At 57.2% G+C, this 23,370-nt stretch carries 23 protein-coding genes and 1 tRNA gene; 11 read left to right on the top strand and 13 right to left on the bottom strand.

What is annotated here, in order from left to right; translation table 11 throughout:
• Positions 1–91: 91 nt before the first annotated feature.
• A complete protein-coding gene (locus tag AC1Z3F_RS14545) occupies positions 92–955 on the top strand; it encodes an SDR family NAD(P)-dependent oxidoreductase (protein WP_483566149.1) in 864 nt (287 codons plus the stop codon).
• A gap of 64 nt (positions 956–1,019) precedes the next feature.
• Here AC1Z3F_RS14545 and AC1Z3F_RS14540 read toward each other — a convergent pair.
• Positions 1,020–1,092, bottom strand: a tRNA-Lys gene (locus tag AC1Z3F_RS14540).
• Positions 1,093–1,252: 160 nt separating this feature from the next.
• Between AC1Z3F_RS14540 and AC1Z3F_RS14535 the strand changes: the two genes are divergently transcribed.
• The 4 genes from AC1Z3F_RS14535 to AC1Z3F_RS14520 all read left to right on the top strand — a co-directional run bounded on the left by AC1Z3F_RS14535 (position 1,253) and on the right by AC1Z3F_RS14520 (position 5,079).
• On the top strand, positions 1,253–1,918 hold the full coding sequence (locus tag AC1Z3F_RS14535; protein WP_131090729.1) for a hypothetical protein: 666 nt from the start codon (positions 1,253–1,255) through the stop codon (positions 1,916–1,918).
• A gap of 62 nt (positions 1,919–1,980) precedes the next feature.
• Positions 1,981–3,192 carry an MFS transporter gene (locus tag AC1Z3F_RS14530; protein ID WP_242632631.1) on the top strand — a complete coding sequence of 404 codons (1,212 nt, stop codon included), beginning with the start codon at positions 1,981–1,983 and terminating at the stop codon, positions 3,190–3,192.
• 334 nt (positions 3,193–3,526) lie between these two features.
• Complete coding sequence (locus AC1Z3F_RS14525) at positions 3,527–4,045, top strand: hypothetical protein (protein ID WP_242632632.1); 519 nt, start codon at positions 3,527–3,529, stop codon at positions 4,043–4,045.
• A 5-nt stretch (positions 4,046–4,050) separates the two neighbouring features.
• Positions 4,051–5,079 carry an inorganic phosphate transporter gene (locus AC1Z3F_RS14520; protein ID WP_444612472.1) on the top strand — a complete coding sequence of 343 codons (1,029 nt, stop codon included), beginning with the start codon at positions 4,051–4,053 and terminating at the stop codon, positions 5,077–5,079.
• Here the strand turns inward: AC1Z3F_RS14520 and AC1Z3F_RS14515 are convergent.
• The 6 genes from AC1Z3F_RS14515 to pstS form a co-directional block, all read right to left on the bottom strand.
• On the bottom strand, positions 5,076–5,273 hold the full coding sequence (locus tag AC1Z3F_RS14515) for a helix-turn-helix transcriptional regulator (protein WP_131090732.1): 198 nt from the start codon (positions 5,271–5,273) through the stop codon (positions 5,076–5,078). The two genes, AC1Z3F_RS14520 and AC1Z3F_RS14515, sit on opposite strands and share 4 nt — an antisense overlap.
• A complete protein-coding gene (locus AC1Z3F_RS14510; protein WP_131090733.1) occupies positions 5,273–5,737 on the bottom strand; it encodes a hypothetical protein in 465 nt (154 codons plus the stop codon). Before AC1Z3F_RS14510 ends, AC1Z3F_RS14515 begins: the two co-directional genes overlap by 1 nt.
• Before the next feature lie 204 nt (positions 5,738–5,941).
• The gene (gene pstB, locus AC1Z3F_RS14505; protein ID WP_262198759.1) at positions 5,942–6,721 is read right to left on the bottom strand and encodes a phosphate ABC transporter ATP-binding protein PstB; all 780 of its coding nucleotides are present in this window, start codon (positions 6,719–6,721) and stop codon (positions 5,942–5,944) included.
• A gap of 46 nt (positions 6,722–6,767) precedes the next feature.
• A complete protein-coding gene (pstA, locus tag AC1Z3F_RS14500; RefSeq protein ID WP_131090735.1) occupies positions 6,768–7,910 on the bottom strand; it encodes a phosphate ABC transporter permease PstA in 1,143 nt (380 codons plus the stop codon).
• Positions 7,910–8,845: a phosphate ABC transporter permease subunit PstC gene (gene pstC, locus AC1Z3F_RS14495; protein ID WP_131090736.1), complete on the bottom strand. Its 936-nt coding sequence runs from the start codon at positions 8,843–8,845 to the stop codon at positions 7,910–7,912. The genes pstA and pstC overlap by 1 nt, the downstream gene beginning before the upstream one ends.
• Positions 8,846–8,962: 117 nt before the next feature.
• Positions 8,963–10,078 carry a phosphate ABC transporter substrate-binding protein PstS gene (pstS, locus tag AC1Z3F_RS14490; RefSeq protein WP_131090737.1) on the bottom strand — a complete coding sequence of 372 codons (1,116 nt, stop codon included), beginning with the start codon at positions 10,076–10,078 and terminating at the stop codon, positions 8,963–8,965.
• A gap of 217 nt (positions 10,079–10,295) precedes the next feature.
• On the opposite strand from pstS, the gene AC1Z3F_RS14485 reads away from it, so the two are divergent.
• The 3 genes from AC1Z3F_RS14485 to disA are packed head-to-tail and all read left to right on the top strand — an operon-like array spanning position 10,296 to position 13,976.
• Positions 10,296–11,438, top strand: coding sequence for an FUSC family protein (locus AC1Z3F_RS14485; protein ID WP_131090738.1), 1,143 nt, complete (start codon positions 10,296–10,298; stop codon positions 11,436–11,438).
• 35 nt (positions 11,439–11,473) lie between these two features.
• Positions 11,474–12,868, top strand: a complete 1,395-nt coding sequence (radA, locus tag AC1Z3F_RS14480; protein ID WP_483566148.1) for a DNA repair protein RadA — start codon at positions 11,474–11,476, stop codon at positions 12,866–12,868.
• A gap of 34 nt (positions 12,869–12,902) precedes the next feature.
• The gene (gene disA, locus AC1Z3F_RS14475; protein ID WP_483566147.1) at positions 12,903–13,976 is read left to right on the top strand and encodes a DNA integrity scanning diadenylate cyclase DisA; all 1,074 of its coding nucleotides are present in this window, start codon (positions 12,903–12,905) and stop codon (positions 13,974–13,976) included.
• 4 nt (positions 13,977–13,980) lie between these two features.
• Here disA and AC1Z3F_RS14470 read toward each other — a convergent pair whose 3' ends face one another.
• Complete coding sequence (locus AC1Z3F_RS14470; protein WP_131090741.1) at positions 13,981–14,586, bottom strand: hypothetical protein; 606 nt, start codon at positions 14,584–14,586, stop codon at positions 13,981–13,983.
• A gap of 59 nt (positions 14,587–14,645) precedes the next feature.
• Between AC1Z3F_RS14470 and AC1Z3F_RS14465 the strand changes: the two genes are divergently transcribed.
• Together AC1Z3F_RS14465 and AC1Z3F_RS14460 are read left to right on the top strand one after the other, a co-directional pair.
• The gene (locus AC1Z3F_RS14465) at positions 14,646–15,581 is read left to right on the top strand and encodes an HhH-GPD family protein (RefSeq protein ID WP_131090742.1); all 936 of its coding nucleotides are present in this window, start codon (positions 14,646–14,648) and stop codon (positions 15,579–15,581) included.
• A gap of 13 nt (positions 15,582–15,594) precedes the next feature.
• Entirely contained in the window at positions 15,595–16,395 is an 801-nt protein-coding gene (locus AC1Z3F_RS14460; protein ID WP_131090743.1) for a DUF1206 domain-containing protein, read from the top strand.
• 3 nt (positions 16,396–16,398) lie between these two features.
• On the opposite strand, the gene AC1Z3F_RS14455 is transcribed toward AC1Z3F_RS14460, so the two are convergent.
• Positions 16,399–16,911 carry an amino-acid N-acetyltransferase gene (locus tag AC1Z3F_RS14455; RefSeq protein ID WP_131090744.1) on the bottom strand — a complete coding sequence of 171 codons (513 nt, stop codon included), beginning with the start codon at positions 16,909–16,911 and terminating at the stop codon, positions 16,399–16,401.
• Between the two features lie 128 nt (positions 16,912–17,039).
• Between AC1Z3F_RS14455 and AC1Z3F_RS14450 the strand changes: the two genes are divergently transcribed.
• Positions 17,040–18,266: an MFS transporter gene (locus AC1Z3F_RS14450; protein WP_165477404.1), complete on the top strand. Its 1,227-nt coding sequence runs from the start codon at positions 17,040–17,042 to the stop codon at positions 18,264–18,266.
• 76 nt (positions 18,267–18,342) lie between these two features.
• On the opposite strand, the gene AC1Z3F_RS14445 is transcribed toward AC1Z3F_RS14450, so the two are convergent.
• The 4 genes from AC1Z3F_RS14445 to lysS form a co-directional block, all read right to left on the bottom strand.
• Positions 18,343–20,856 (bottom strand): ATP-dependent Clp protease ATP-binding subunit, encoded by a 2,514-nt coding sequence (locus tag AC1Z3F_RS14445; protein ID WP_131090745.1) that lies wholly within the window; start codon positions 20,854–20,856, stop codon positions 18,343–18,345.
• Positions 20,857–21,121: 265 nt separating this feature from the next.
• A complete protein-coding gene (locus AC1Z3F_RS14440; RefSeq protein ID WP_131090746.1) occupies positions 21,122–21,442 on the bottom strand; it encodes a histone-like nucleoid-structuring protein Lsr2 in 321 nt (106 codons plus the stop codon).
• Positions 21,443–21,581: 139 nt separating this feature from the next.
• Entirely contained in the window at positions 21,582–21,749 is a 168-nt protein-coding gene (locus AC1Z3F_RS14435; RefSeq protein WP_165477405.1) for a hypothetical protein, read from the bottom strand.
• Between the two features lie 3 nt (positions 21,750–21,752).
• Positions 21,753–23,267 carry a lysine--tRNA ligase gene (gene lysS / locus AC1Z3F_RS14430; RefSeq protein ID WP_131090747.1) on the bottom strand — a complete coding sequence of 505 codons (1,515 nt, stop codon included), beginning with the start codon at positions 23,265–23,267 and terminating at the stop codon, positions 21,753–21,755.
• Positions 23,268–23,370 lie beyond the last annotated feature (103 nt).

Raw genomic sequence — 23,370 nt, 5'->3', positions numbered from 1 at the left:
TAGCACAAATGACCAATCTAATCACCACCGAGTTCCCCCTCGCGCAACGGCAGATCACATTCTGGACGGGGTCGCACTTAATGGCAAACGCATGATTGTCACTGGCGGAGCCTCCGGCATCGGAGCACAAACGGTGCGCGCCCTTGCCAAGGCTGGTGCCGAAGTTACCGCTGCCGTCCGCAATCCAGCCGCACTGCAACCAATCATTCAAGAGGCAAAAGACAAAAACTGGCCCGGGACGATTAACGCGGCCCGGCTTGACCTTGCAGATCTTGGCTCGGTACGCGAATTTACTGATTCCTGGGACGGACCTCTGCACTCATTGGTAGCCAACGCCGGAATCATGGCCATCCCTGAGTTGCGACGCGCGCCCGGCGGCTGGGAGCTACAACTAGCTACCAACTATCTAGGCCACTTCACATTGACCACTTGGTTAGATGACGCACTGCGTGCCGCAGGCGATGCGCGAGTAACCATCGTCAGCTCAGGTGCACATCGGAACAACCCCTTAAACTATCAAGATCCCCAATTCGAGCAGACACCTTACGATCCATGGGTTGCCTACGGCCAATCCAAAACGGCAGGCGTACTGCTGGCAGTTGGCATCGCGAACCGCTGGGCGAAGGACGGTATCGTCGCAAACGCGCTCATGCCTGGCTGGATCAATACCAATCTGCAGCGGCACATCGACTTGGAAACATTGCAAAAAATGGGCGGGGCAGACGCTGAAGGCAACCGCATCGATCAGCCGCATTACAAAACAATGGAACAAGGGGCGGCAACGAATGTTCTGTTTGCGGCGTCACCGATCCTAGCGGGCGTCACCGGACGTTACTTCGAAGACAATCAGGAAGCAGCCATCGCGACAAGTGACACTGGTGCCGGCGTAGCTGCGCACGCACTTGACCCTGAGCACGCCGAGAAACTTTGGGAGTACGCCCAAAGCGTCCTCTAAGCAAAAAATGAGCCGAAAATCGAAGATCCCCTTCACCGAATCGGTGAAGGGGATCTTCTGGTTGTGCGCCCTGCGGGGATCGAACCCGCGACCAATGGATTAAAAGTCCAGTGCTCTACCAGCTGAGCTAAAGGCGCACGGCACAAGGCCAAAAACCATACTACCTGATGTAACCGCGTGAGTATTAATCGGCCGTATTAGCGCGTCGGACAACCGCATATTTGGCTAAATCCCGCACCTTGTGCGCTGCAACACCAGTTAACGAACCCTCAAGGTTCGGGGAGTATTCTTGAGCCCATGAAAGGTGCACGCGCAGGATCAAAAGTAGCTCAGGATGCCGGATACCGTCATCACAAACCACGCCCCTTCTCCCCCGAAGAATTTGAGCCCTACGAAGGTGGTGCCGACCCGGCGCGCGTTTCAGAAGCCGCTCATCTTTCAGCCCAAGCATTTGTCCGCCGTGGCATCGCCAACAATGACCCAGAGGTTTCTAACCGGCTGATTGCGGTGGCCGAAAATGAGGGTCTTGAGGTGCTCGCAGAACTGTGGAGTGAGGCACCAGCTCATTCACTGCCCGGCGCACTATGGCGTCTGTACGCAGTTCGCGCGGCAACCATGAGTAAACCAGAAGTGCATTCGGCGCGTTTCCAAGCAGGAGCGCATAGGGCCCAAGTTGAACGGATTGTCGCCGGCGTTGCCGAACCTCCTACCGCGGAAGAGCTGAAGAACATGACTGGCTCGATTCTATCCGGCGCATTTGACGGAGATTTCGCCCACGCCTTGGAGCGTACCGCGGCCTATTGCCGAGTCCTTGTGCTGGGAATGACAGAACACGCTGATGCCGCTGACCTGTCCAATAGTGATCGCGGCAGCAAGCTGACACAGCAGGCTCGTGCGCTGAGCAGGACCGCAGCCGATCTGGAAATCTGCGCCCGACTGTGGCGCCAAGACGCATTGGATTAAAAAGCCAGTACAGAGTTCTAGGATGGATGAGGAACTAGTCCCGTAATTTTAGGCAGGTACGTGTGGTCGCTGGATCAAAAGCGAACTCTTCGGGGATCATGCGTTGGCTGGTGATACTGATTGCCACCGGACTGCTGTCCCAGGCAGCTTTAAACCTCATTCGCCCGGTGACCACCTATAAACTCATCTCCTTTGGCTCTGGCTCATTTACCGTTGGTGCGGTGACGGCCGCTTACGCAATTCTGCCGCTATTCACGGCAATGCTTTTGGGCCGGGTTAGCTCTCGAATCCGACGCATCCGGTTACTCATGGTGGCCGGTGTGGCACTGATTGCCGTGGGCGGTGTGGGCATTAACCTGTCGCCTAATGCGCTCAGCGTGGCCCTGTCCAGCGCAGTGTTGGGCTTGGGGCATTTGATGTTCACCATCGGTGGGCAGTCATCCATCGCCCGCTTTTTCCCGGACAGTGATTTGGATAAAGGCTTCGGCTGGTTCACTGCTGCGTACGCGGCCGGGCAATTTTTGGGCCCGCTAGTTGGCGGCCTGCTGCTGGGCACCGGCACGGATGCCCACTCGGCGCAGCGAATAGCCGATATTAGCCAGTCATTGTGGATCGGCGCGGGATGCGCGCTACTTGCGGTGCCGTTCTTGCTTCCCAATTGGCAGCCTCGAACCTCCAAGTCGGTCACCTCTGCGCGCCCGGAACGCTCCACAGCGTCCATCGGTTCGATCCTGAAAATCAAGGGCATGATCTCGCATATGTTTGCGTCGTTGACCTTGCTGTCTATGTTGGACATTTTGACTGCCTTCCTACCGCTGGTTGCGGAGAAACATGACGTCACACCGGCAGCAGTTGGTGTGCTTTTGGCCATTCGTGGTTGCGCTTCAGTGGTGTCACGATTGTTCATTCCGAAACTCTCCGCGCACTTTGACCGACGCCAAATGTTGGTCGCCAGCCTGTACATTTCCGGCGTTTCCATCGCGTTGGCTCCGACGTTCATCGACGTGCTCTGGGTTTCTGGGTTGGCGCTGCTCATTGGAGGCTTCTTCCTAGGTCTGGGTCAGCCGATGACCATGACCATGATTTCTACCTTGGTGCCCACGGTGGATCGTGGGTCTGCACTGGCCGTGCGGCTTATGGGAAACCGGCTCGGACAAGTAGCTTTACCGGTTATTTCAAGTTCTGTGGCCGCTGGCCTCGGTCCGGCAGGCGCCATCTGGTTCTGTTGCGCGCTGTTATGCCTGAGCGGTGCGGAAAAGAATCTGCGTCGTTAGCGTGAGAAATTACACGCACAGGTTATTACGGTTGACATCAGGGGCGTAAGGCGAGAAAACTAGGTAACGGTGTCGGGCCGCTGGTAACCCCGGGCTCCAAAATTCTGCCGCTTCGAGCGGCCTTCCGCCGAGAGGCGTTCCCGGTCCGACACCTTCAATCCCCCGGCGTTAACTTCCACGTCGTAAACTGTTCTGCGTTGGTACCAAAAGCTGTCGATTTGAATGGTGCGCCCAAAAAGTGAAGTTCCAGGTCTTTCCCTCCGCCTCGCGTGGCATTGAGTTGCTTTGTGCTCTGACCACCACCATTCGGGGGTCCGTGGCTAGTGTGGCCGAAATGATCGGCAGTCCTAGCACGCGCACGGAACAATTGCGCAACCTTGCAAATGCTGAAGCCGAGGCCTCGGACTTGGTGCACGCTGTGCTCACCCACTTAAGAACGAGCTACATCAGCCCGCTGCCACGCGAGGACATGTACGCACTCTCGCGCTTCTTGCACGAGACCATGGAGCACCTGCGTGGTACCGGCGAACTGATTATGACCGTGGGTTCCACCCCGCTCTCCGAGCGTTCCTCGGAGCAGTTGGAGTTGATTGGCCAGCTTGCTGAGTTGGCCTCCGATGCGGTGCAACGACTGAACAACCTCGATGATTTGGAAGATCACTGGATGCAGATGCTTCAGTTCTCCAAACGTGCCGCACGCACCCACCTTGTGTGGGGCGATGAGATCGCTAATTTTGCTAAGGCTGGCACCATTCACCGCCATCAGCAGGTCGCCGACCAGCTGATGCTCACTGTCAACACTCTGCGCCAGTTCGCCGACCACCTCGGTCGAGTGCTGGTCAAGGAATCCTAAAACCCATGACCCTCATTACGGTCCTCACCGCTGTGGCGGTCGTCCTGACGCTGGCCTACGCCGTGCTCAACGGCATGCGTGACGCCTCCACCGCGGTGGCAGCTTCGGTGCGCACCAGGGCGTTGCGCCCGGCCATTGCGGTGTCTTTAGCGGCGGTGTTCGCCTTCATTGGCACCATGGCAACTTCGGGGTTGAGTGTGACCCTGGTGCAGGAACTGAACATCAACGTGCCCTCGGGAGTTGATGGGTTAAAACTGCTGATCAGCGGGCTGATCGTCGCCGGCATCTGGGGCATTTATTGTTGGTGGCGCGGTTTGCCGATTAGTTCCACGCACGCATTACTCTCCGCTTTAGCCGGTGGCAGTGGTGCCTCGGCGATCATGGGCGATGAGTCCACTCGCAATGTGTGGGGCTTGTTGCTGTCCTCGGTGATCATCCCGATGGTGCTGGCCTCAATCATCGCCTATGTCCTGTCCTACCTCTTAGTTTTCCCGGCAACCTGGTTCTTGCGCCACAACACATCGCGCTCCGTCAACGAAGGGTCCAAAGCGGGACAGGCGGTTGCGGCGGGGGCGGTGGCTCTGGGTCTTGGACTGCAGGACGGCCAGCGCACCGGCGCCCTGTTGAGTCTGGTGCTCATCACCGGCCAGATGATGAATCCTGGGCCACTGACCGTGGCCATTCAGCTCACGGCGGCTTCCGCCTTGAGCTTCGGCGTGCTGCTGGGCGGCTGGAGGATTACCTATACCCTGGGCCGGCGCTTGGTGCACTTTGATCCGTTGCGCGGCATGATTGCCCAGGGCGTGGCTGCTGGCATGCTCTTTGTTGGCTCCCTGTTGGTCCACCTACCGCTGTCCACAACGCAGGCGGTGACCAGCGGTATTATCGGCGCTGGCCGGAATCAGTCTTTTGAATCGGTGGCTTGGCGCAATGTGTACCGCGTGGTCTGGCACTGGCTATTAACCCCGGTGGTTTGTGTCCTCGGTGGCGCGATTTTCACACTGGCGGTGCGCCCGCTATTTGCCGGTCACTAAAGATCCTCGGGGATAAATAGGTCTTCGATACGGCAGTTGAACTGTGCGGCGAGTTTAAACGCCAGCGGCAAGGACGGGTCGTAGCGCCCTTTTTCTAGGGAAATGATCGTCTGCCTGGAGACCCCCAGCAGGTCGGCTAGCGCCTGTTGGGAGATCCCGCGGTCCTTGCGGTATTCACTGAGATTGCTCTGCACTAGCTCTGCGCCCGCTTGATCAAGAAGTAGCGCAGGATGAAATCTGCCCCGGTGAGTAGCAAAACACCGGTGAGCACCAGGCTTACAGATGCCTGCACGTTGATAAACGAAAATACCGCTGCGCCGAGACCGCAAATAATCATCAGGTCTTGGAACACTTTGACAACAGCCTCGTCATGCCATTGACCTTCAATTGAGATCTCGGGATTTCTTAGGGATCCGCGAACCGTATTTCGGTCAACCAACAAGACCCAGAAAATGACGGACAGTATCGGCCACAAGGCCGCGGCCATAATCAGTGTGGCAAAAACTGGGTTCTGTGGGGCGTTCAGCTTGGCAAAGAGCAAACCAGCTCCAAGAGCTAGGGCCGCACCTGCGATAAGGCTGATGCCGATCAACAGGGCTGTGCCTCCACCAAATCGCGAACGACCCCATCTGGTTTTGGACGATAGTTCTGCGTTCATTTTTATCGCTCTCCTTCATCGCTGTGTAAACGTTACTTTACAGACAAGGACGCTTTACAGTCAAGGGTGCTTTACCTCAGATTTTAAAAACCAGCGGCGCACCCTTGATGGTGCGCCGCTGGCGGTGATCCCCTCCAGGATCCCCGGAAGACCCCCCTTCCGGTTCGTCTACCGCCTACTAAAAAGTGGCGGCATCCGAAATCTTTATCCGAAGCGTCCGGAGACGTAATCTTCGGTGGCCTTCTGCTCTGGGTTAGAGAAGATGGCGGTGGTGTCGTTGAACTCGATGAGCTTGCCCGGCTTGCCGGTGCCTGCGATGTTGAAGAACGCGGTCTTGTCGCTCACGCGGGCTGCCTGCTGCATATTGTGAGTCACGATCACTACGGTGAAGTCGTTCTTGAGCTCGTTGATCAAATCCTCAATGGCCAAGGTAGAGATCGGGTCCAGTGCCGAACATGGCTCATCCATCAAGATCACATCTGGCTTCACCGCGATGGTGCGGGCGATGCATAGACGCTGCTGCTGACCACCGGAAAGACCGGAACCTGGCTTATCCAGACGGTCCTTAACCTCGTTCCAGAGGTTGGCGCCACGTAGCGACTTCTCAACCAGGTCCTCGGCATCCGAGCGGGAGATCTTGTTGCCGTTCAGCTTTACGCCGGCGAGCACATTGTCCTTGATGGACATAGTTGGGAATGGGTTCGGACGCTGGAAGACCATGCCGATCTGGCTGCGCACGGTGACCGGATCAACGCCGGGTGCGTAGAGGTCGTCTCCGTCAAGCAGTACCTGACCCTCAACGCGGCCACCGGGGATGACTTCGTGCATACGGTTCAGCGTGCGCAGGAAGGTGGACTTGCCACAACCCGATGGGCCGATGAAGGCGGTAACGGACTTTGGCTCGATGTTGATCGAGACGCCCTCAACGGCCAGGAACTTGGAGTAGTAGACGTTCAGATCGTTGACGTCGATGCGTTTTGCCATAATATTTCCTTAAAACTTTGGGTGGGTCAGAGACGGAGCCTTAAGCTCAACGGCCCTTCTTGGGAGCGAAGATCGAAGCGACCAGGCGGGCGATCAGGTTCAGTGCCATCACCATCAGAATCAGCAGCAGGGCTGCTGCCCAGGCACGCTGGACCGATGGGTCAACGTTGGTTGGGCTGGTCGGGTTCATGATCTGGTAGTAAATGAAGGTCGGCAACGTGGACATCCAGTTAGCAAACACGTTCATGTTGATGTTGCTTGCGATGCCGGCGGTGACCAAGATTGGTGCGGTTTCGCCGATGACGCGGGCGATTGCCAGGGTGACACCGGAGGCGATACCGGAGATCGCGGTTGGGACAACTACCTTCAAGATGGTGCGCCAGCGGCGCACACCCAGTGCGAAGGAAGCTTCGCGCAATTCGTTCGGGACAATCTTGAGCATTTCCTCGGTGGAGCGAACCACTGTTGGAATCATCAGTACGCTCAAAGCCACCGCGGCAACAATGCCCATTCGGGCGCTTGGGCCAAGGATCATGCCGAAGAACGCTGCTGCGAACAAGCCGGCGACGATCGAAGGGATACCGGTCATTACGTCCACGAAGAAGGTGATCGCCTTGGATAGCGTCTTGCCCTGACCGTATTCAACCAGGTAAACCGCGGTGAGCATGCCCACTGGTACGGAAATCAAGGTAGCCCAGAGGGTGATCAGCAAGGTGCCCATCACTGCGTGGTACGCGCCACCGACAACTGGTGTGCCGTTTTCCACGCCCTGATTATCTACTGCACCGGTAACACCATTCATCGAGGTGAACAGGAAGTGACCGTTCAGGCCCGGCAGACCCTTTTCCAGCACCGTGTAGAGCACCGAGGCCAGCGGGATCAGTGCCACGATAAATGCGGCGTAGATCAGGTAGGTCCACATCGCGTTGGTGCCGCGACGCTTGCCTTCCACCACGGTGGTGATTACCGAGGCGGCAACTAAGAAGATGATGGCGGAGTAGATCGCAAAGGCGGCAATGCTAAAACCGGTCAGGGTTGAAGCTGCAGCGCCGATGATGATCGAACCGGCTGCGATGGCCCAGATGGCCCACTTAGGCAGCTTGCCCTTGGCCAGCGAATTGCGCTTGCGTACCGGTGGAACCGGGCTGTTGCCGGTGCTATGTCGTGCGTTAGTGGTTGTAGCGCTCATTAGTTAGCCCCCGAGAATTCCTTGTGGCGGGCGATGATGCCACGGGCGAAGATGTTCACAACCAGGGTGATCAGGAACAGTACTAGGCCGGCAGCGATCAGCTCCGAGAGTCGCAGGCCGAAGGCCTCAGGGAAGTTCAACGCGATTTCCGCGGCGATGGTCTGGTTTCCAGTCTTGATCAGCGAAGGGATCAGGTTGCCTGTGGAAAGCACCAGGGCCACTGCCATGGTCTCGCCCAAGGCTCGTCCCAGTCCCAGCATGACCGCCGAGATAATGCCCGGGCGGGCGAAAGGAAGAACGGCGGTGGTGATCATTTCCCAGCGGGTGGCACCCAAAGCCAGGGCGGCTTCTTCGTGCAACTTTGGAGTCTGCAAGAAGATTTCTCGGGTCAGCGAGGTGATAATCGGCAGAACCATCACGGCCAGCACAATGCCGGCGGTGAGCATGGTCTTACCGGTCTGCGAGGCAGGACCGGCGAAGATCGGGATGAATCCGAGGTTCTTGGCCAGCCATTCAAATCCGGGAACCAAGGCTGGTGCCAGGATCATGTAGCCCCAAGCACCGTAGATCACCGAGGGGATTGCTGCCAGCAGGTCAATGAGGTAGCCCAGCGGGCCAGCAACCTTGCGTGGAGCGAAGTGCGAGATAAACAGTGCCACACCCAGACCGACTGGGGTAGCTATCGCCAGGGCGATAGCCGCGGCGATGACCGTACCGATAACAATCGGCCAGATATAAGCGAAGAATCCTTGACCGCCGGAAACCTCTGCCGGATCGGCAAAGAACGTCGGCAGGGCTTGGATCAGCAAGAAGACTGCGACCGCAAAGAGCGTGATTAGGATCAGTACACCGGCGGCCAGGGCTGCACCGGAGAAGATCTTGTCGCCTAGGCGGCCTGAAGTCGATGACTTGCTTGTCAAAGCATTGGTAGTCATGGCTAGAGCCTTTACAAAACGGGGGTGATGCAGCCAATGCTGCAGGGGTGGAGGGGTGTTGCTGGTGCGGGTGGTCGAGTTCACCACCCGCACCGAGTGCCGGATTCCGGCGAGTTACTACTTGGCGACGGTGATTGCGTCGATAGCCTTGGCAGCCTTTTCTTCGATGCTGCTCGACAGTGGAGCGTTGCCGGCTGAATCCGCAGCAGCCTTCTGGCCCTCAGCGGAAACTACGTACTTACCGAAGGACTTGACCAGGTCAACAGTTGCCTGATCCTTGTAGGTGCTGCAGAAGATGTGGTACGAAACCAAGACGATTGGGTAGGTACCGGCTTCGGTGGTGTCGCGCTTCAGATCCAGTGCCAAGTCGTTCTTGGAGGCACCCTTCACTGGGGTTGCGGTCTCCAGCGCCTTAGCGGCAGCGTCTGCTGAGATCTTGGTGTATTCGTCGCCCACCTTGACGTTGACGGTGGACAGCTTGCCTACAGCCGAGAAGTCAGCGTAGGTGATTGCGCCGTCGGTGGAGGTGGTGGTGGAAACCACGCCGGAGGTGCCCTTAGCGTTTTCCGACTGGATGTCGCTTGGCCATTCTCCGGAAACTTCGTAGTTCCAGACCTTGCCAGCGGCAGCCTTGAGGTACTCAACAAAGTTCTCGGTGGTCCCCGACTCATCGTTGCGGTGAACAACGGTGATTTGCTTGTCCGGCAGGGTTGCATCTGGGTTCTGCTTGGCAATCACTGGGTCATTCCACTTGGTGATTTCCTTCTTGAACACCTTGGCGATGGTCTGCGCATCCATGTTCAGCTCGTCAACACCCTCAAGGTTGTAAGCTACAGCGATTGGCGAGACGTACGCAGGAATGTTGAAAGCGCCTTCTGGGCCACAAATCTTCTTGGACGATTCGGCTTCGTCTTCCTTCAGGTAAGCATCCGAGCCAGCGAACTGAGCGCCACCAGCCAAGAATGCCTTACGGCCAGCGCCCGAGCCATCTGGCGAGTACTGTACGTTAGCGCCTGCGTTGGCAGCCTTGAAGCCTGCGCTCCAGGCTTCCATAGCCGAGGTCTGGCTGGAAGCGCCAATGCCGGTCAGGGTGCCACTGGCACCTGAGCCCGACGAGCTTGCGGAGCTGCCCGAGCTTGAGGTGGCGGTCGGATTATCCGAGCCACAAGCAGTCAGTGCGATTGCCGCTACAGAAAGGACGGCAGCTGCACTGCCAAGGCGATTAAGCTTCACGAGTTGGTACTCCCCATGTTGAATACGATGAATATGAAAACTTCCAGCGGATCTTCCCCCGCTTCATCTATGACGTTAAAGAGCCAAGGTAACCAGATCCCCCGGCAAAGGTGAACAAAGGGTTAACAGCTTCTACGTATTGTCGTGATCCTGCTCACTAGAGCAATATGCAGGCAACTTCATCGGGTTAAAGCCCTGAGCGTGGGAGACTGACCCTATGGCAATTCAGAGCAAAGCGAAGTCGCTACCAACCCGGGTAACTGGCTTCCTCGCTGCGCGCAACCGCTCTGGGCTGTTACGCGCGCGCAGCTCCCTTCCAAGGATTTTGCGCATGACCATGGGCGCCATCGGCGCCTTCTGGATCGCGGAGAGCATCTGGGGACATACACAACCGATTTTTGCCGCCACCAGCGCACTGATCTCCTTGGGCTTTGGAGCCTCAACCACGATACGCAAAACCGCTGAAGTCGCTTTGGGCTGCACCTTGGGTGTGGCACTGGGCGATACGCTGATGCATTGGTTTGGCCAAGGTATCTGGCAGGCCGCGGTGGTGATGTCGCTGAGTTTGGTGGTGGCTCGTTATCTAGATTCCGGGGCCATCTTCTCCACTCAGCTCGGGATGCAGTCAGCCCTTGTGGTGTTATTGCCGATCAGCGTTGATGGGCCTTTTGCCAGATCCATTGACGCTTTAACCGGATCATTATTGGCGTTGCTGGTGATTGTTCTTTGGCCTTCGGACCCGCGGCGCACCCCGGTCTCAGCGCTCAGCGACTTGTTTAAGGAACTTTCTGAGGCAATTTTGGAATGTTCCTGGGCCATTCGTGACGATGATCGTCGTGCGGCATTCCACGCGCTGATTAAGGCGCGCGCCACCCAGAGTCACCTGGATAAGTTACCCGGCGCTTTTAGTGCTTCGAAGGAACTGGCGATGATTTCGCCGTCCGGACGCCGGCATCGCCATGAGCTCAATCGGCTTTCCGAACGCTTTAACCACTATGACTGGACGGCGCGTAACCTTCGCGTTTTTGCCCGCCGGTTATCTTCGGTCATCACCAATGGGGCGCTGACCCCAGAAGGTGCCGAATCGCTCGCGCCACTTTTGCGTGAAGTATCCGAAGCGGTGAACGCGCTGGCGCACTCGGTTCGCGAACAGAATCTGGCCGGTCAACGAAAGTACGAACGGGCAGCTATCCGCCAGCTGGAAAATGCGGCAGCACAGCTAGACCCGCAGAGCTTAGGCGTCCAAGGTTTGCAAGGTGAAGGATTAGTCCTGTTGTTGCGCCCGATGATCGTTGACCTTCTAGAATCTGCAGGACGCAATCACGATGAAGCCATCGCAGCGTTGCCCAAGCTCTCCTGAACAAAAATGTCGGCCGGGGTCGATAGCATTAGGCTATGGCCAAAACCTCCACGCGCACCAAATCTTCAGCAACCTTCAAATGCTCGGAATGCGGATGGACCACTATCAAATGGGTGGGACGTTGCGGCGAATGCCAAGCGTGGGGCACCGTTGAAGAAGTAGGCACCGTTTCGGCGCGCACCGTCGCGGCGGCCAAGGTGGCGCATCCGGCTAAGCCAATCGCTCAGATTGACGGCTCCGAGGCAGCCTTCAGGCCCAGCGGTGTTTCCGAACTGGACCGTGTTTTAGGTGGCGGATTGGTTCCAGCTGCAGCAATCCTGCTCGCCGGAGAACCGGGCGTGGGTAAGTCCACACTGTTACTGGATGTAGCGGCAAAGGCAGCAAATACCGGTCTTCGAGTGCTGTATCTGACCGGTGAAGAATCGGCGGCTCAGGTGAAATCCCGGGCCGAACGTATCAACGCCGTGGCCGATAACCTTTACCTCGCTGCAGAAACTGACCTTGCCCTCGCGCTGGGACAGATCCAAGAGATCGACCCACAACTGCTGATTTTGGACTCGGTCCAGACCTTCTCCTCAGCGGAGATTGATGGGGCTGCCGGCGGCGTCTCCCAGGTACGCGAGGTGGCGGCCTCTATCATCAACGCTGCCAAGACCCGGGCCATGTCCACCATCATGGTCGGACACGTGACCAAGGAAGGCTCCGTGGCCGGTCCGCGCCTACTCGAGCACCTAGTTGATGTGGTCTGCCAGTTTGATGGTGAGAAGCATTCGCGCTTGCGCATTCTGCGAGCGCTGAAAAACCGTTACGGTGCTACCGATGAGGTGGGCTGCTTTGATCTGAATGAGGACGGCATTGAATCGCTCACCGATCCGTCCAAGCTTTTTGTCACCCGTACCCGCAATCCGGTACCGGGCACCTGCATCACCGTGACGCTGGAGGGCCGACGCCCGCTGGTAGCCGAGGTGCAGACCTTGTTATCACGCAGTAATGCCCCAGCTGCCCGTCGTGCCACCAGTGGCCTGGATGCTGCACGCGCCCAAATGGTCGTGGCCGTTCTACAAGCTCGGGCCCATATGGATCTTTCTTCGATGGACTCCTATATCGCCACGGTGGGCGGAGTAAAAATTGCCGAACCCGCTTCGGATCTTGCCTGCGCGTTGGCTTTGGCTTCCTCGATGAATGAGTTCCCGCTGCCCCAGGACTTTGTGGCCTTTGGTGAGGTGGGGCTGGCCGGTGAAGTACGCCAAGTTCCCGAGATCTCGCGGCGAATCACCGAAGCCCAACGGCTTGGGTTCTCCTTTGCTATGGCTCCGGCGACCCCGGAACCACTGAAAAACATTCCCGAGGGTATCCACGTATTCCAAGTGGAGAACATAGCTCAGGCACTGGATGTTGCCTTCAACCAGCGACAGAAACCAGCACGATAAACTTGAGTGTTGTCGCCCGCTGAAAGGACGCAAATTGAAAGCGCACCCATCCCCCGAATTTCTTGCCATCTTGGCCCAGATTGCTCCGGGAACCGAACTCGCTGCGGGTCTTGAGCGCATTCAGCGTGGCCGCACCGGCGCCCTGATTGTCTTGGGCCACGACAAGGTCGTGGAATCGCTGAGCTCCGGCGGATTCAGAATCAACGCGGACTACAGCCCAACCCGGATCCGCGAGCTGGCCAAAATGGACGGCGCGATCATCCTTGACGGCACGGCACGGCAGATCCTGCAGGCCGGCGTACAGCTAATGCCCGATGCGCAGATTGATACCCAAGAATCGGGTACCCGTCACCGCACGGCCGAACGTGTTGCAGTACAGACTGGCTTCCCGACCATCTCGGTCTCCCAGTCCATGCAAACCATCTCCCTGTATGCGGACGGCGAGCGCCACGTGCTTGAACCGGCCGAACGACTGTTGGCCCGAGGTAACCAGGCTGTTGCTACCCTAGAGCGCTACCGGCATCGTCTGGACCAGGTCACCAGCGCTTTATCGGCGGCGGAAATTGAAGACGCCGCCACCGCACGTGAAGTATTGGCGGTTCTGCAGCGCACCGAAATGTTGCGACGAACCAGCGAAGAAATCTCCCGCTACGTTCTGGAGCTGGGTATTGATGGTCGACTGCTAGCGGCACAGCACGCAGAATTGCTTTCCGGGATCCAGGTTGATAATCAGTTGCTCTTGCGTGATTATGCTCAGGCTGAAGGATCCGAACTGGATATCGATCTGGCGCTTGGGCGACTTCATGAGGTCAGTGACGCCCAGCTAATCGATATTGAAGGGCTGGCCAAGATCCTGTTCCCACAGGGAACTATTGGTCAGGATGATCAGCTCTCCCCTAAGGGTTACCGTCTGCTATCGCAGATCCGCACCGTACCTAAGGCCATCGGTGACCGGTTGGTGGCGTCCTTTGATAATTTGCAGCTGCTGATGGCCGCCTCGACCACGGCATTGATGGAAATTGAAGGTGTGGGCGAACAGCGTGCGCGGTCCATCCGTGAAGGGCTAGCTCGAATGGCTGAGTCTTCCCTGCTGGATCGCTACATCTAGCGGGTTACTCCAGTTTGAAGCTCACTGGTTCGGATTCAAATTCTCCGATGGCCGCCGTGAACTTGTAGGTACCGGGGCTTGGCTGCACACTCACGGCCTTGCAGCCCGGTGCCGAGCGGTCACGGTTCCAGGTGAAACGCGCGTCCTCTTTTTGTCCCGCGGCAAAGGTCAGCGGAACATCTTCACGGTTTTGCAGGCAGTCCACGGTGGAGAAGACGCGGTCGGCTCCACTGGAGATCAAAAATTCTTGCTGGCTGGTTCCCACGTTTAAGTCGCACTCGCGCTTTGAGATGTTTTCGATACCAAGGATCAGCACCGGTTTTTTGCCAGCCGGGTAGCTTTTAGCGTCGGTGGTCGCGGTAATTTTGATCTCGTCCGACTTGCACTTCTTGGCCGCATCCTCCGAAGATTCTGTGCTTGGCGCTGCCGAAGAGCTCTGCGCGGTCGGCGAAGGCGCCGGCGCGCTCTGCGGGTCGGAAGTGAGCAAACCTGCCACTGAGACAACGCCCCAAATGATCAACCCAATCAGTACCACGGCGATTACCGCCACGGTAATACGCCGACGCCGATAGACGCTGGCTGATGGCTTGGATCCGGGTGCATTGCTCATAGCTTAAGGCTAATTCATCGGCACACCCGATCCCGGTAATGGCAGGGGAATCGAGCCAAATGCACAAGGTTGGATACAGTGGTGAGGTGCAGCAAATCCATCACAAAATCAACCAGTGGTACTTGGCAAACTCAAGGGACCTGCCATGGCGTCGTGAAGGCGCAAGCGGCTGGGAGGTTATGGTCAGCGAATTTATGCTGCAGCAGACTCCCGTGGTGCGCGTACTACCTGTCTGGGAACAGTGGATGAGTCGTTGGCCGCGGCCACAAGATCTGGCCGCCGAACCTTTATCTGAAGCGCTCAAGGCCTGGGGACGGTTAGGTTATCCACGCCGCGCGCAGCGCCTACATGCGGCGGCGATTGAAATCACCACCGAATACAACGGTGAGGTACCGCGCACCGAAGAAGCGCTACGTGCGCTGCCCGGGGTCGGAGACTATACCGCCGCGGCCATTGCTTGTTTTGCCTTTGGTCAGCCCACCGTGGTGGTTGATACCAATATCCGACGGGTACACGCCAGACTCTTTGGCGGCATGGCGCTGCCCGAACCCACCCCGCGGGCTAGTGAATTCGCCCGTGCTCGGCAAGTGCAGCCCGAAGCTAAAGACGACGCAAATTTGTGGAACGTCTCGGTGATGGAACTAGGTGCCTTGGTTTGCACCGCGCGCAGCCCCAAATGTGATGCCTGCCCGGTCTTTGACCAGTGCGCATGGATTGCTGCCGGACGCCCGGCACCGCACTACACCCCCAAAGGCCAAGCCTGGCAAGGCACGGACCGTCAGGTTCGTGGAGCCATCATGGCCATATTGCGAGAACATGAGCATCCGGTGACACAAACATCTTTCCTTGCTGACCTGTCCCTACAGGAGCACACCAGCTATGTGGCGCTAGAAGGATTGCAAGCTGAATTAGCGCAGCGTGAACGAGCCCTGTCCGGTTTGCTCAAAGACGGGCTAGCCGTGCTTGAAGACGGACACATTTGCCTGCCGTCCTAGTTATGATTAGGCCATGAACGCTTCTGTAGACCCGACCAACGCTGCCCACCAGGTAGCCCGGCATCCTTGGTTCGAACGCTTGGCCCGCCTAGGTTATGTCGCCAATGGTGTACTACATGCCACCATGGGCATACTTGCTGCATTTGTGGCCTCCGGCGGGCACGCAAAGGCAGATCAAAGCGGTGCCATGCGTGCTTTGGCAGCACAACCCTTTGGCATAGTTCTGCTCTGGATCTGCGCGGCCGGGGCACTCTTACTGGGTCTGTGGTCGCTGGCTCAGCTCTTCCTTCCCGAGAAAGAGCTACGGGAGCGACTGAAATTTGCGGGAACGGCCGTGGTGTTCTTGGCCGTTGGTTTCACCTTTGGTCGATTTGCCGTGGGCAGCCCGAGCGATTCGGGAAAGACTACCTCTAGCTTCAGTGGCGAATTGATGAAGTCCTTTGCCGGACGGGCCGTGATAGTTATCATCGGGCTGATCCTGTTGGGTATGGCTTGTTACTACATCTATAAGGGTGTCAGTAAGAAGTTTCTGAAGGATCTGGAAAATTCGAGCCGCCGGGATATCTCCAAGGCGATCACCTACACCGGCATGCTTGGCTACCCAGCTAAGGGTCTAGTCCTCGGCGCGCTGGGAGTGCTGTTCATCGTGGCCACCGTACAGGGCGATCCCAAAGAAGCCAGTGGCATTGACGGTGCGCTGAAGGCTATCCGTGATCAAAGTTTCGGCCCCATTGTTTTGGGCGTCATTGGAGTGGGTCTGGTTATCTACGCGCTGTACCTGATCTTGCGTGCGCGCTACGACCAGATGGACTAGAGGCTACTGCTCCAATGAGATGATCATGCGGGTATTGCCCAAGGTATTGGGTTTTACCCGCGCAAGGTCGAGGAACTCGGCCACGCCTTCGTCTCGCGAGTGCAGGATTTCTTGGTAGACAATGGGATCAACTGCGCTCTGATCCGCCATAACGCTAAATCCGTGGCGTTCAAAGAATGCCACTTCAAAGGTCAGACAGAACACCCGTGTTACACCCACAGCCTTGGCCCGGCGGATTAGCTCTTCGAGCAATAGGTGTCCGATGCCTTGGCCGCGCACCTGTTCAGAGGTGGCCAGCGTGCGAATCTCGGCAATGTCTTCCCAGATCACGTGCAAGCCGCCGCAGCCAATGACATTTCCGTCCGAGTCCTGAGCCATCACAAATTCCTGAATGGATTCGTAATAGGTGACTGCTTCCTTGTCCAGCAGGATCCGCTTTTCAGCTAGCGGTCGCACAAGCTCGCGGATCGCTGCGACATCACTGGTTTTTGCTGAACGGACGGTAAAAGTATTCACCTGATAAATCCTATGCCCGATAGTTCGCAGAGTTTAAGTCGATGCCAGAAATGTCATAGAACGATGCGCCTGGTTGCGACTATGCCAAACTGAGCTAGAACCGCAGTTCGACCAGTTTAAGGATGAGGATGTCAGTCAAGGAAGTACGCCCAGGGTTTGGGCTGCTGGCCATCCTCTTATCCGCTGTCGGCATTGCCCCACTGCTTAACTACGGGCTTAGCGCGACAAGTGATCTGGTGATTCGAGATCTGGGCATCACCGAGTCCCAATTTGGTCTGCTGGCTACCGTTTGTTTTGGGTGCGCCGCGATAGGTAATGCTGCGTTTGGTAAATTCTCGGATCGGCAACCAGATACCCGGTTGATGCTGATCATTTTTGGTGCCGCCACGCTAGCTCTGGGGCTTGCCGCCGTAAATGCCGGCTACATTCTTTTGTTGGTGGCTGCCGGTGTTTCTGGGCTCGCCCAGTCATTTCCCAACGGTGTCACCAATCGTATTTTGGTCCAGCGAGTGCCTAGCGAACAACGGATCAACTGGACCGGGATTAAACAGTCTGGTGTTCAGGTCTCCCAGTTGATAGGCAGCGTGGGGTTCCCGCTTCTGGCCGCCGTCATTGGCTGGCGGGGAGCATCGCTGACCGGAGCCGTACTGGCTGCGGTGCTGGCCATTCTTGCAGTACGCATTCTGAACAGCACACCTCTGCTTCAAGCTCCAGAGTCGAGCCCCAGTAAGCAATCCGGGCCGAAGTCTGAAACCCCGATTGCACAGGCGGCACCTTCTACCCGGTACGTCATTTATGCATTAACCCTCTTTGGGTTTATCAACGGTGTTGGGGTTCAGGCCACCAATGTGTATTTGGCGCTGTTTGCGGTGCGCGAACTGCACTTCTCGCTCATCGCCGGCGGCCTGACCGCTGCAGTGGCCGGTGTGGTCGGAGTCAGCGCACGAGTGGGTTGGGGCAGGATGATGTCCCGCGGCATCGCTGCACCAAAACTGCTTCTACTACTGGCCTCGCTTGCCACCTGCGGGGCCGTGAGCTTCCTGCTCTCCGAACAATGGCACTGCGCGACGCTGCTCTGGGTTGCGGTGATCTTGCACGGCGCCTCGGCCTTAGGCGTCTCGGTGGTTCTCATGGCTGCCTTGCTCCGCGCGGTTCCTGCTAACCGATTGGGCAGCGCCAGTGGCATCGTCTCTGCTGGGCAATTTGGTGGATTCACCGTTGGCCCGCTGGCCATGGGCCTGCTGGTCGGATCCGCAGGCGGCTTCACCGTTGGTTGGATCTGCGTGATCGGTGTTTATCTTTGCTGCACAGCTCTGGGACTGGTCTTGGTCTTGCGCTCGGCTTCCCGGCGTTAAAGCAAGGCGTTAAAGCAACTAGCCGTGGAACCAGATTTCTCTTGTTCCACGGCTAGTTGTTACAAACGGTTTGAGCTTAGCTTTCCAGCGCTGCTGGTGCCGGCTCGCCTTCTAGCTGGCCTGGGCCGCCTTCGGCGCGGAAGACGAACTTCTGCAGTTCACCCTCGCCCTCAACGTCCACGGTGACATGCTGTCCAGCAACAATCTGACCGAATAGGATCCGCTCGGAGAGCTGATCTTCGATGTCGCGCTGAATGGTACGACGCAGTGGACGAGCGCCCATTGCTGGGTCGTAGCCACGCTGTGCCAACAGGCTGCGAGCACCCTGGGTCAGCTCGATGGTCATCTCGCGTTCCTTCAGACGCTTGGCCAGGCGGCCAACAAACAGGTCGACGATCTCTTCGATCTCGTCCTGGTTGAGCTGAGGGAAGACCACGGTGTCATCAACACGGTTCAAGAACTCAGGGCGGAAGTGCTGACGTAGCTCTTCTTGCACCTTGGCCTGCATGCGCTCATAACCGGTCTTGGTATCCGCGACCGACTGGAAGCCGGTCATTACACCCTTAGAGATGTCACGGGTACCGAGGTTGGTGGTCATGATGATGATGGTGTTCTTGAAGTCCACTACGCGGCCCTGGGAGTCAGTCAATCGACCGTCTTCCAGAATCTGCAGCAGCGAGTTGAACAGGTCAGCGTGAGCCTTTTCAACCTCGTCGAAGAGCACTACGGAGAATGGACGACGACGGACCTTTTCGGTCAGCTGTCCACCTTCTTCGTAACCGACGTAGCCTGGAGGGGCACCGAAGAGTCGGGAAACGGTGTGCTTCTCCGAGTATTCGGACATGTCCAAGGTGATCAGTGCGTCTTCTTCACCGAAGAGGAATTCCGCCAACGCCTTAGCCAGCTCGGTCTTACCCACACCGGTTGGACCGGCGAAGATGAACGAGCCACCTGGGCGGTTTGGATCCTTCAGGCCTGCACGGGTGCGGCGGATCGCCTGGGAGATGGCCTTGATAGCCGAATCCTGGCCGATAACACGCTTGTGCAGTTCTGCTTCCATGTTCAGCAGACGTGAGGACTCTTCCTCGGTCAGCTTCACAACCGGGATGCCGGTGGAGTTAGCCAGAACTTCAGCAATGAGCTCTTCGGTGACCTCGGATACTTCATCCATGTCACCGTTGCGCCACGACTTTTCCTTTTCGTTGCGCGCCTCGATGAGCTTGGACTCCTTGTCGCGCAGCGAGGCTGCACCTTCGAAGTCCTGGGCGTCGATCGCCGCTTCCTTCTCCAGGCGTACGGTCGCGATCTCCTCGTCCATTTCCTTCAGGGCAGGAGGTGCGGTCATCCGCTGGATGCGCAGGCGGGCACCGGCTTCATCGATCAAATCCACTGCCTTATCTGGCAGGAAACGATCCGAAATGTAGCGGTGAGCCAACGTTGCGGCAGCCTGTAATGCGCCATCGGTGATGGTCACGCGGTGGTGTGCCTCGTAGCGGTCACGCAGGCCACGAAGGATCTGCGTGGTCAGCTCAACAGTTGGTTCCTTGACCTGAATCGGCTGGAAGCGACGCTCAAGCGCTGCATCCTTCTCGATGTTCTTGCGGTACTCATCAAGGGTGGTGGCACCAATGGTCTGCAACTCGCCACGAGCCAACATAGGCTTGAGGATGGAAGCAGCGTCAATAGCACCTTCGGCCGCACCAGCACCCACCAGGGTGTGGATCTCATCGATGAACAAGATGATATCGCCACGGGTGCGGATCTCCTTGAGGACCTTCTTCAGGCGCTCTTCGAAGTCACCACGGTAACGGGAACCGGCGACCAATGAACCGAGGTCCAAGGTGTATAGCTGCTTGTCCTTGATGGTTTCTGGTACGTCGCCGCGAACGATCGACTGGGCCAGGCCTTCAACTACGGCAGTCTTACCAACGCCAGGTTCACCAATAAGAACTGGGTTGTTCTTGGTACGGCGCGAGAGGACCTGCATGACGCGTTCCATCTCGTGCTCGCGACCGATCACCGGATCCAGCTTGCCTTCGCGGGCAGCTGCGGTGAGGTTGCGACCAAACTGGTCCAGTACCGCCGAACCGGCCGGGGTACCTTCCTGCTGTCCGCCCGAGCTAACACCAGCGGCGGCAGTTTCCTTGCCACCCTGGTAGCCCGAGAGCAGCTGAATGACCTGCTGGCGCACGCGGCCAAGGTCAGCACCCAGCTTCACTAGAACCTGAGCAGCAACACCTTCGCCCTCGCGGATCAAACCGAGCAGAATGTGCTCGGTGCCAATGTAGTTATGACCCAGCTGCAACGCTTCGCGCAGCGACAATTCCAAGACCTTCTTGGCGCGAGGAGTGAACGGGATATGACCGGAAGGAGCCTGCTGGCCCTTACCGATAATCTCCTGAACCTGCTCACGTACGGCACCCAACGAAATATTCAGCGACTCGAGCGCTTTAGCGGCTACGCCATCACCTTCGTGGATTAGGCCGAGCAGCAGGTGCTCGGTGCCGATGTAATTGTGGTTGAGCATGCGCGCCTCTTCTTGGGCGAGCACGACAACTCGACGGGCACGGTCGGTAAATCTCTCAAACATCTTCGGCACACTCCTTGCTTACCAATAATTCGATGCTACGCACCAAGCGACCGCAATTCGCCCTTGTTCGCCACGGGGATAACCCGAAGCGTTACTTCAATACTGCTTGGTGGACGTCGCTTACCGGGACAAACGCCATTGAATTCTCATGTGAGGGAAAAAGAGTAGGTCAATTAAATTGATAGATCACGGTCATCGTTATAAGCAAATGAGTCGGCACATTGAATGTGCCGACTCATTTGAAGTCTTTGACTACCCGAGCGAATTACTTCGTGCGGTTGCGTCCGCCCTTACGCATTGCAGCGTTGTAGGATTCTACAACCTCTGCATTAAGGCGCCCACGAGCGTTGACCTTGATATTGTTTTCTTTTGCCCAAGCACGAATTGCTGGGGCTTCGCTAGTCGCCGTCTGCTTCGACGAACGCGCAGCTTCTACATACGGATCAATGGCCGCGTGGAATTCTGCAGCATGTTCGTCGTTCAGGTCGATTTCGAAGTGCTGACCAGCAATGCTGAATGCAATTGATTCAGTTGCTTCGCTGCCATCAATATCGTCAATCAGGGCGATTTGAACCTGACGTGCCATCTGGGGATTCCTCCGAGCTTGAATGTACTGAACTAGGCGTCAAATGAGACACCAGTCCTTTTCAATGTTCAAGCCTATACAAATAGCGTCAGAAAATTCTAATTCTGATCAATATTCACAAGGTTCTATCAGGAATACTCTAATTCTCGTTCGTTGGATTATTGGAATCCGCACGATTTTGAATAAGCGCATCTGCTTCAGCTTCGGCCTGACGCTCTTTTCGGTCCGCGTTAGTAATCGCTTTCATCACGTACCAAAAAAGCAGAGCCAGGGCGATTGTTGGAACAATAGCCTCGACGTACAACATTATTTATGCCTCCGGCTTTAGCAGTGGGAAGAGAATCGTTTCGCGAATACCGACGTTGGTGAAGAGCATTACCAATCGATCGATACCCAGTCCGATACCACCCATCGGTGGTGCACCGTATTCCAGGGCACGCAGGAAGTCCTCGTCAAGCTGCATTGCTTCAGGGTCGCCGCCAGCGGCCATCAGCGACTGCTCGGTGAGGCGTTCACGCTGAATGACTGGGTCGATCAGCTCCGAGAACGCGGTACCGCGTTCCATGCCACCGATGATGAGGTCCCATGCTTCGATAACGCCTGGCTTCGAGCGGTGTGGACGAGCCAGCGGCTGAGCCAGTGGCGGGTAATCACAAACGAAGGTTGGGTCGATCAAAGTTGGCTCGACAATTTCGCCAAAGAGCTCGATAACTAGCTTCTGAGCTCCCCAAGCAGGATCGATCTTTACTTCGTGCTTGGCCGCAACTTCGCGCAACACCGAAGCGTCGGTATCTGGAGTGATCTCCACACCCACAGCCTCAGACAGGCCAGGGTACACGCTCAACCAGCGCCATTCGCCGTCCAGGTTTGCGGTGCCCTTAGGGGTTTCGACGGTTCGGCCAGCGCCAATGGCGTCGGCGGCGTTAAGGATAATTTCCTTCATGCGATCGGCCATCACGTACTGATCTGCGTAGGCTTCGTAGCATTCTAGGGTGGTGAATTCAGGCGAGTGAGTTGAGTCCACGCCTTCGTTGCGGAAGATGCGTCCGACTTCGAATACACGGTCCACGCCACCAACAACACAACGCTTGAGGTACAGCTCAGTGGCGATGCGCAGGGTCATTTCCTGATCAAAAGCGTTCAGGTGAGTCTTGAATGGACGGGCCGATGCGCCACCGTGAACCAGCTGCAGCATTGGGGTCTCAACCTCAACGTAGCCATGGTTTTCTAGGGTGTTACGTACGGCGCGAACAATGCCGGCACGCTTGTAAACCATTTCGCGAGCTTCATTGCGCACGATCAGGTCCGCGTAGCGCTGACGCACACGGGTAGCTTCATTCAAATCCGCGTGCAGCACTGGCAGCGGGCGCAGTGCCTTGGAGGCCATTTCGTAGGTGTCGGCCATGATCGACAGCTCGCCGCGGCGTGAAGAAATCACCTTGCCGCTAACAAAAACGTGGTCGCCGAGGTCAACGAGGGACTTCCACTGGGCAAGGCGTTCTTCGCCGACGTTAGCCAAGGAAAGCATCAGCTGCAGGCGCACACCCTCACCATTGGGGCCACCCTCCTGCAAGGTGGCGAAGCACAGCTTGCCGGTATTGCGCATAAAGACGATCCGGCCAGCGACGCCTACTACGTCTTCGGTTTCTTCGCCGGCTTCAAGGTGCTCGTACTTATCGCGGATTTCCAGCAGCGAGTGGGTGCGAGCCACACCTACAGGGTAGGCTTCCTCACCCTTGGCCAGGAACTGGTTTCGCTTATCAGTGCGAACCTGTCGCTGGTCGTTGGTATCAATGGGCTGTGCGGAATTATTTTCGGAAGTCACAATTACCCATTCTACGTGTCATTGCGTGCCCGCAATGCCGTTCATGATCAGACTTACACCCGCTAATTTCCCACCGGGTACACCAGAGCACCGGCAAAGCGAA

This window comes from Glutamicibacter sp. MOO4 (genome assembly GCF_056934395.1).
This window is presented reverse-complemented; position numbering and strand designations above follow the sequence as displayed.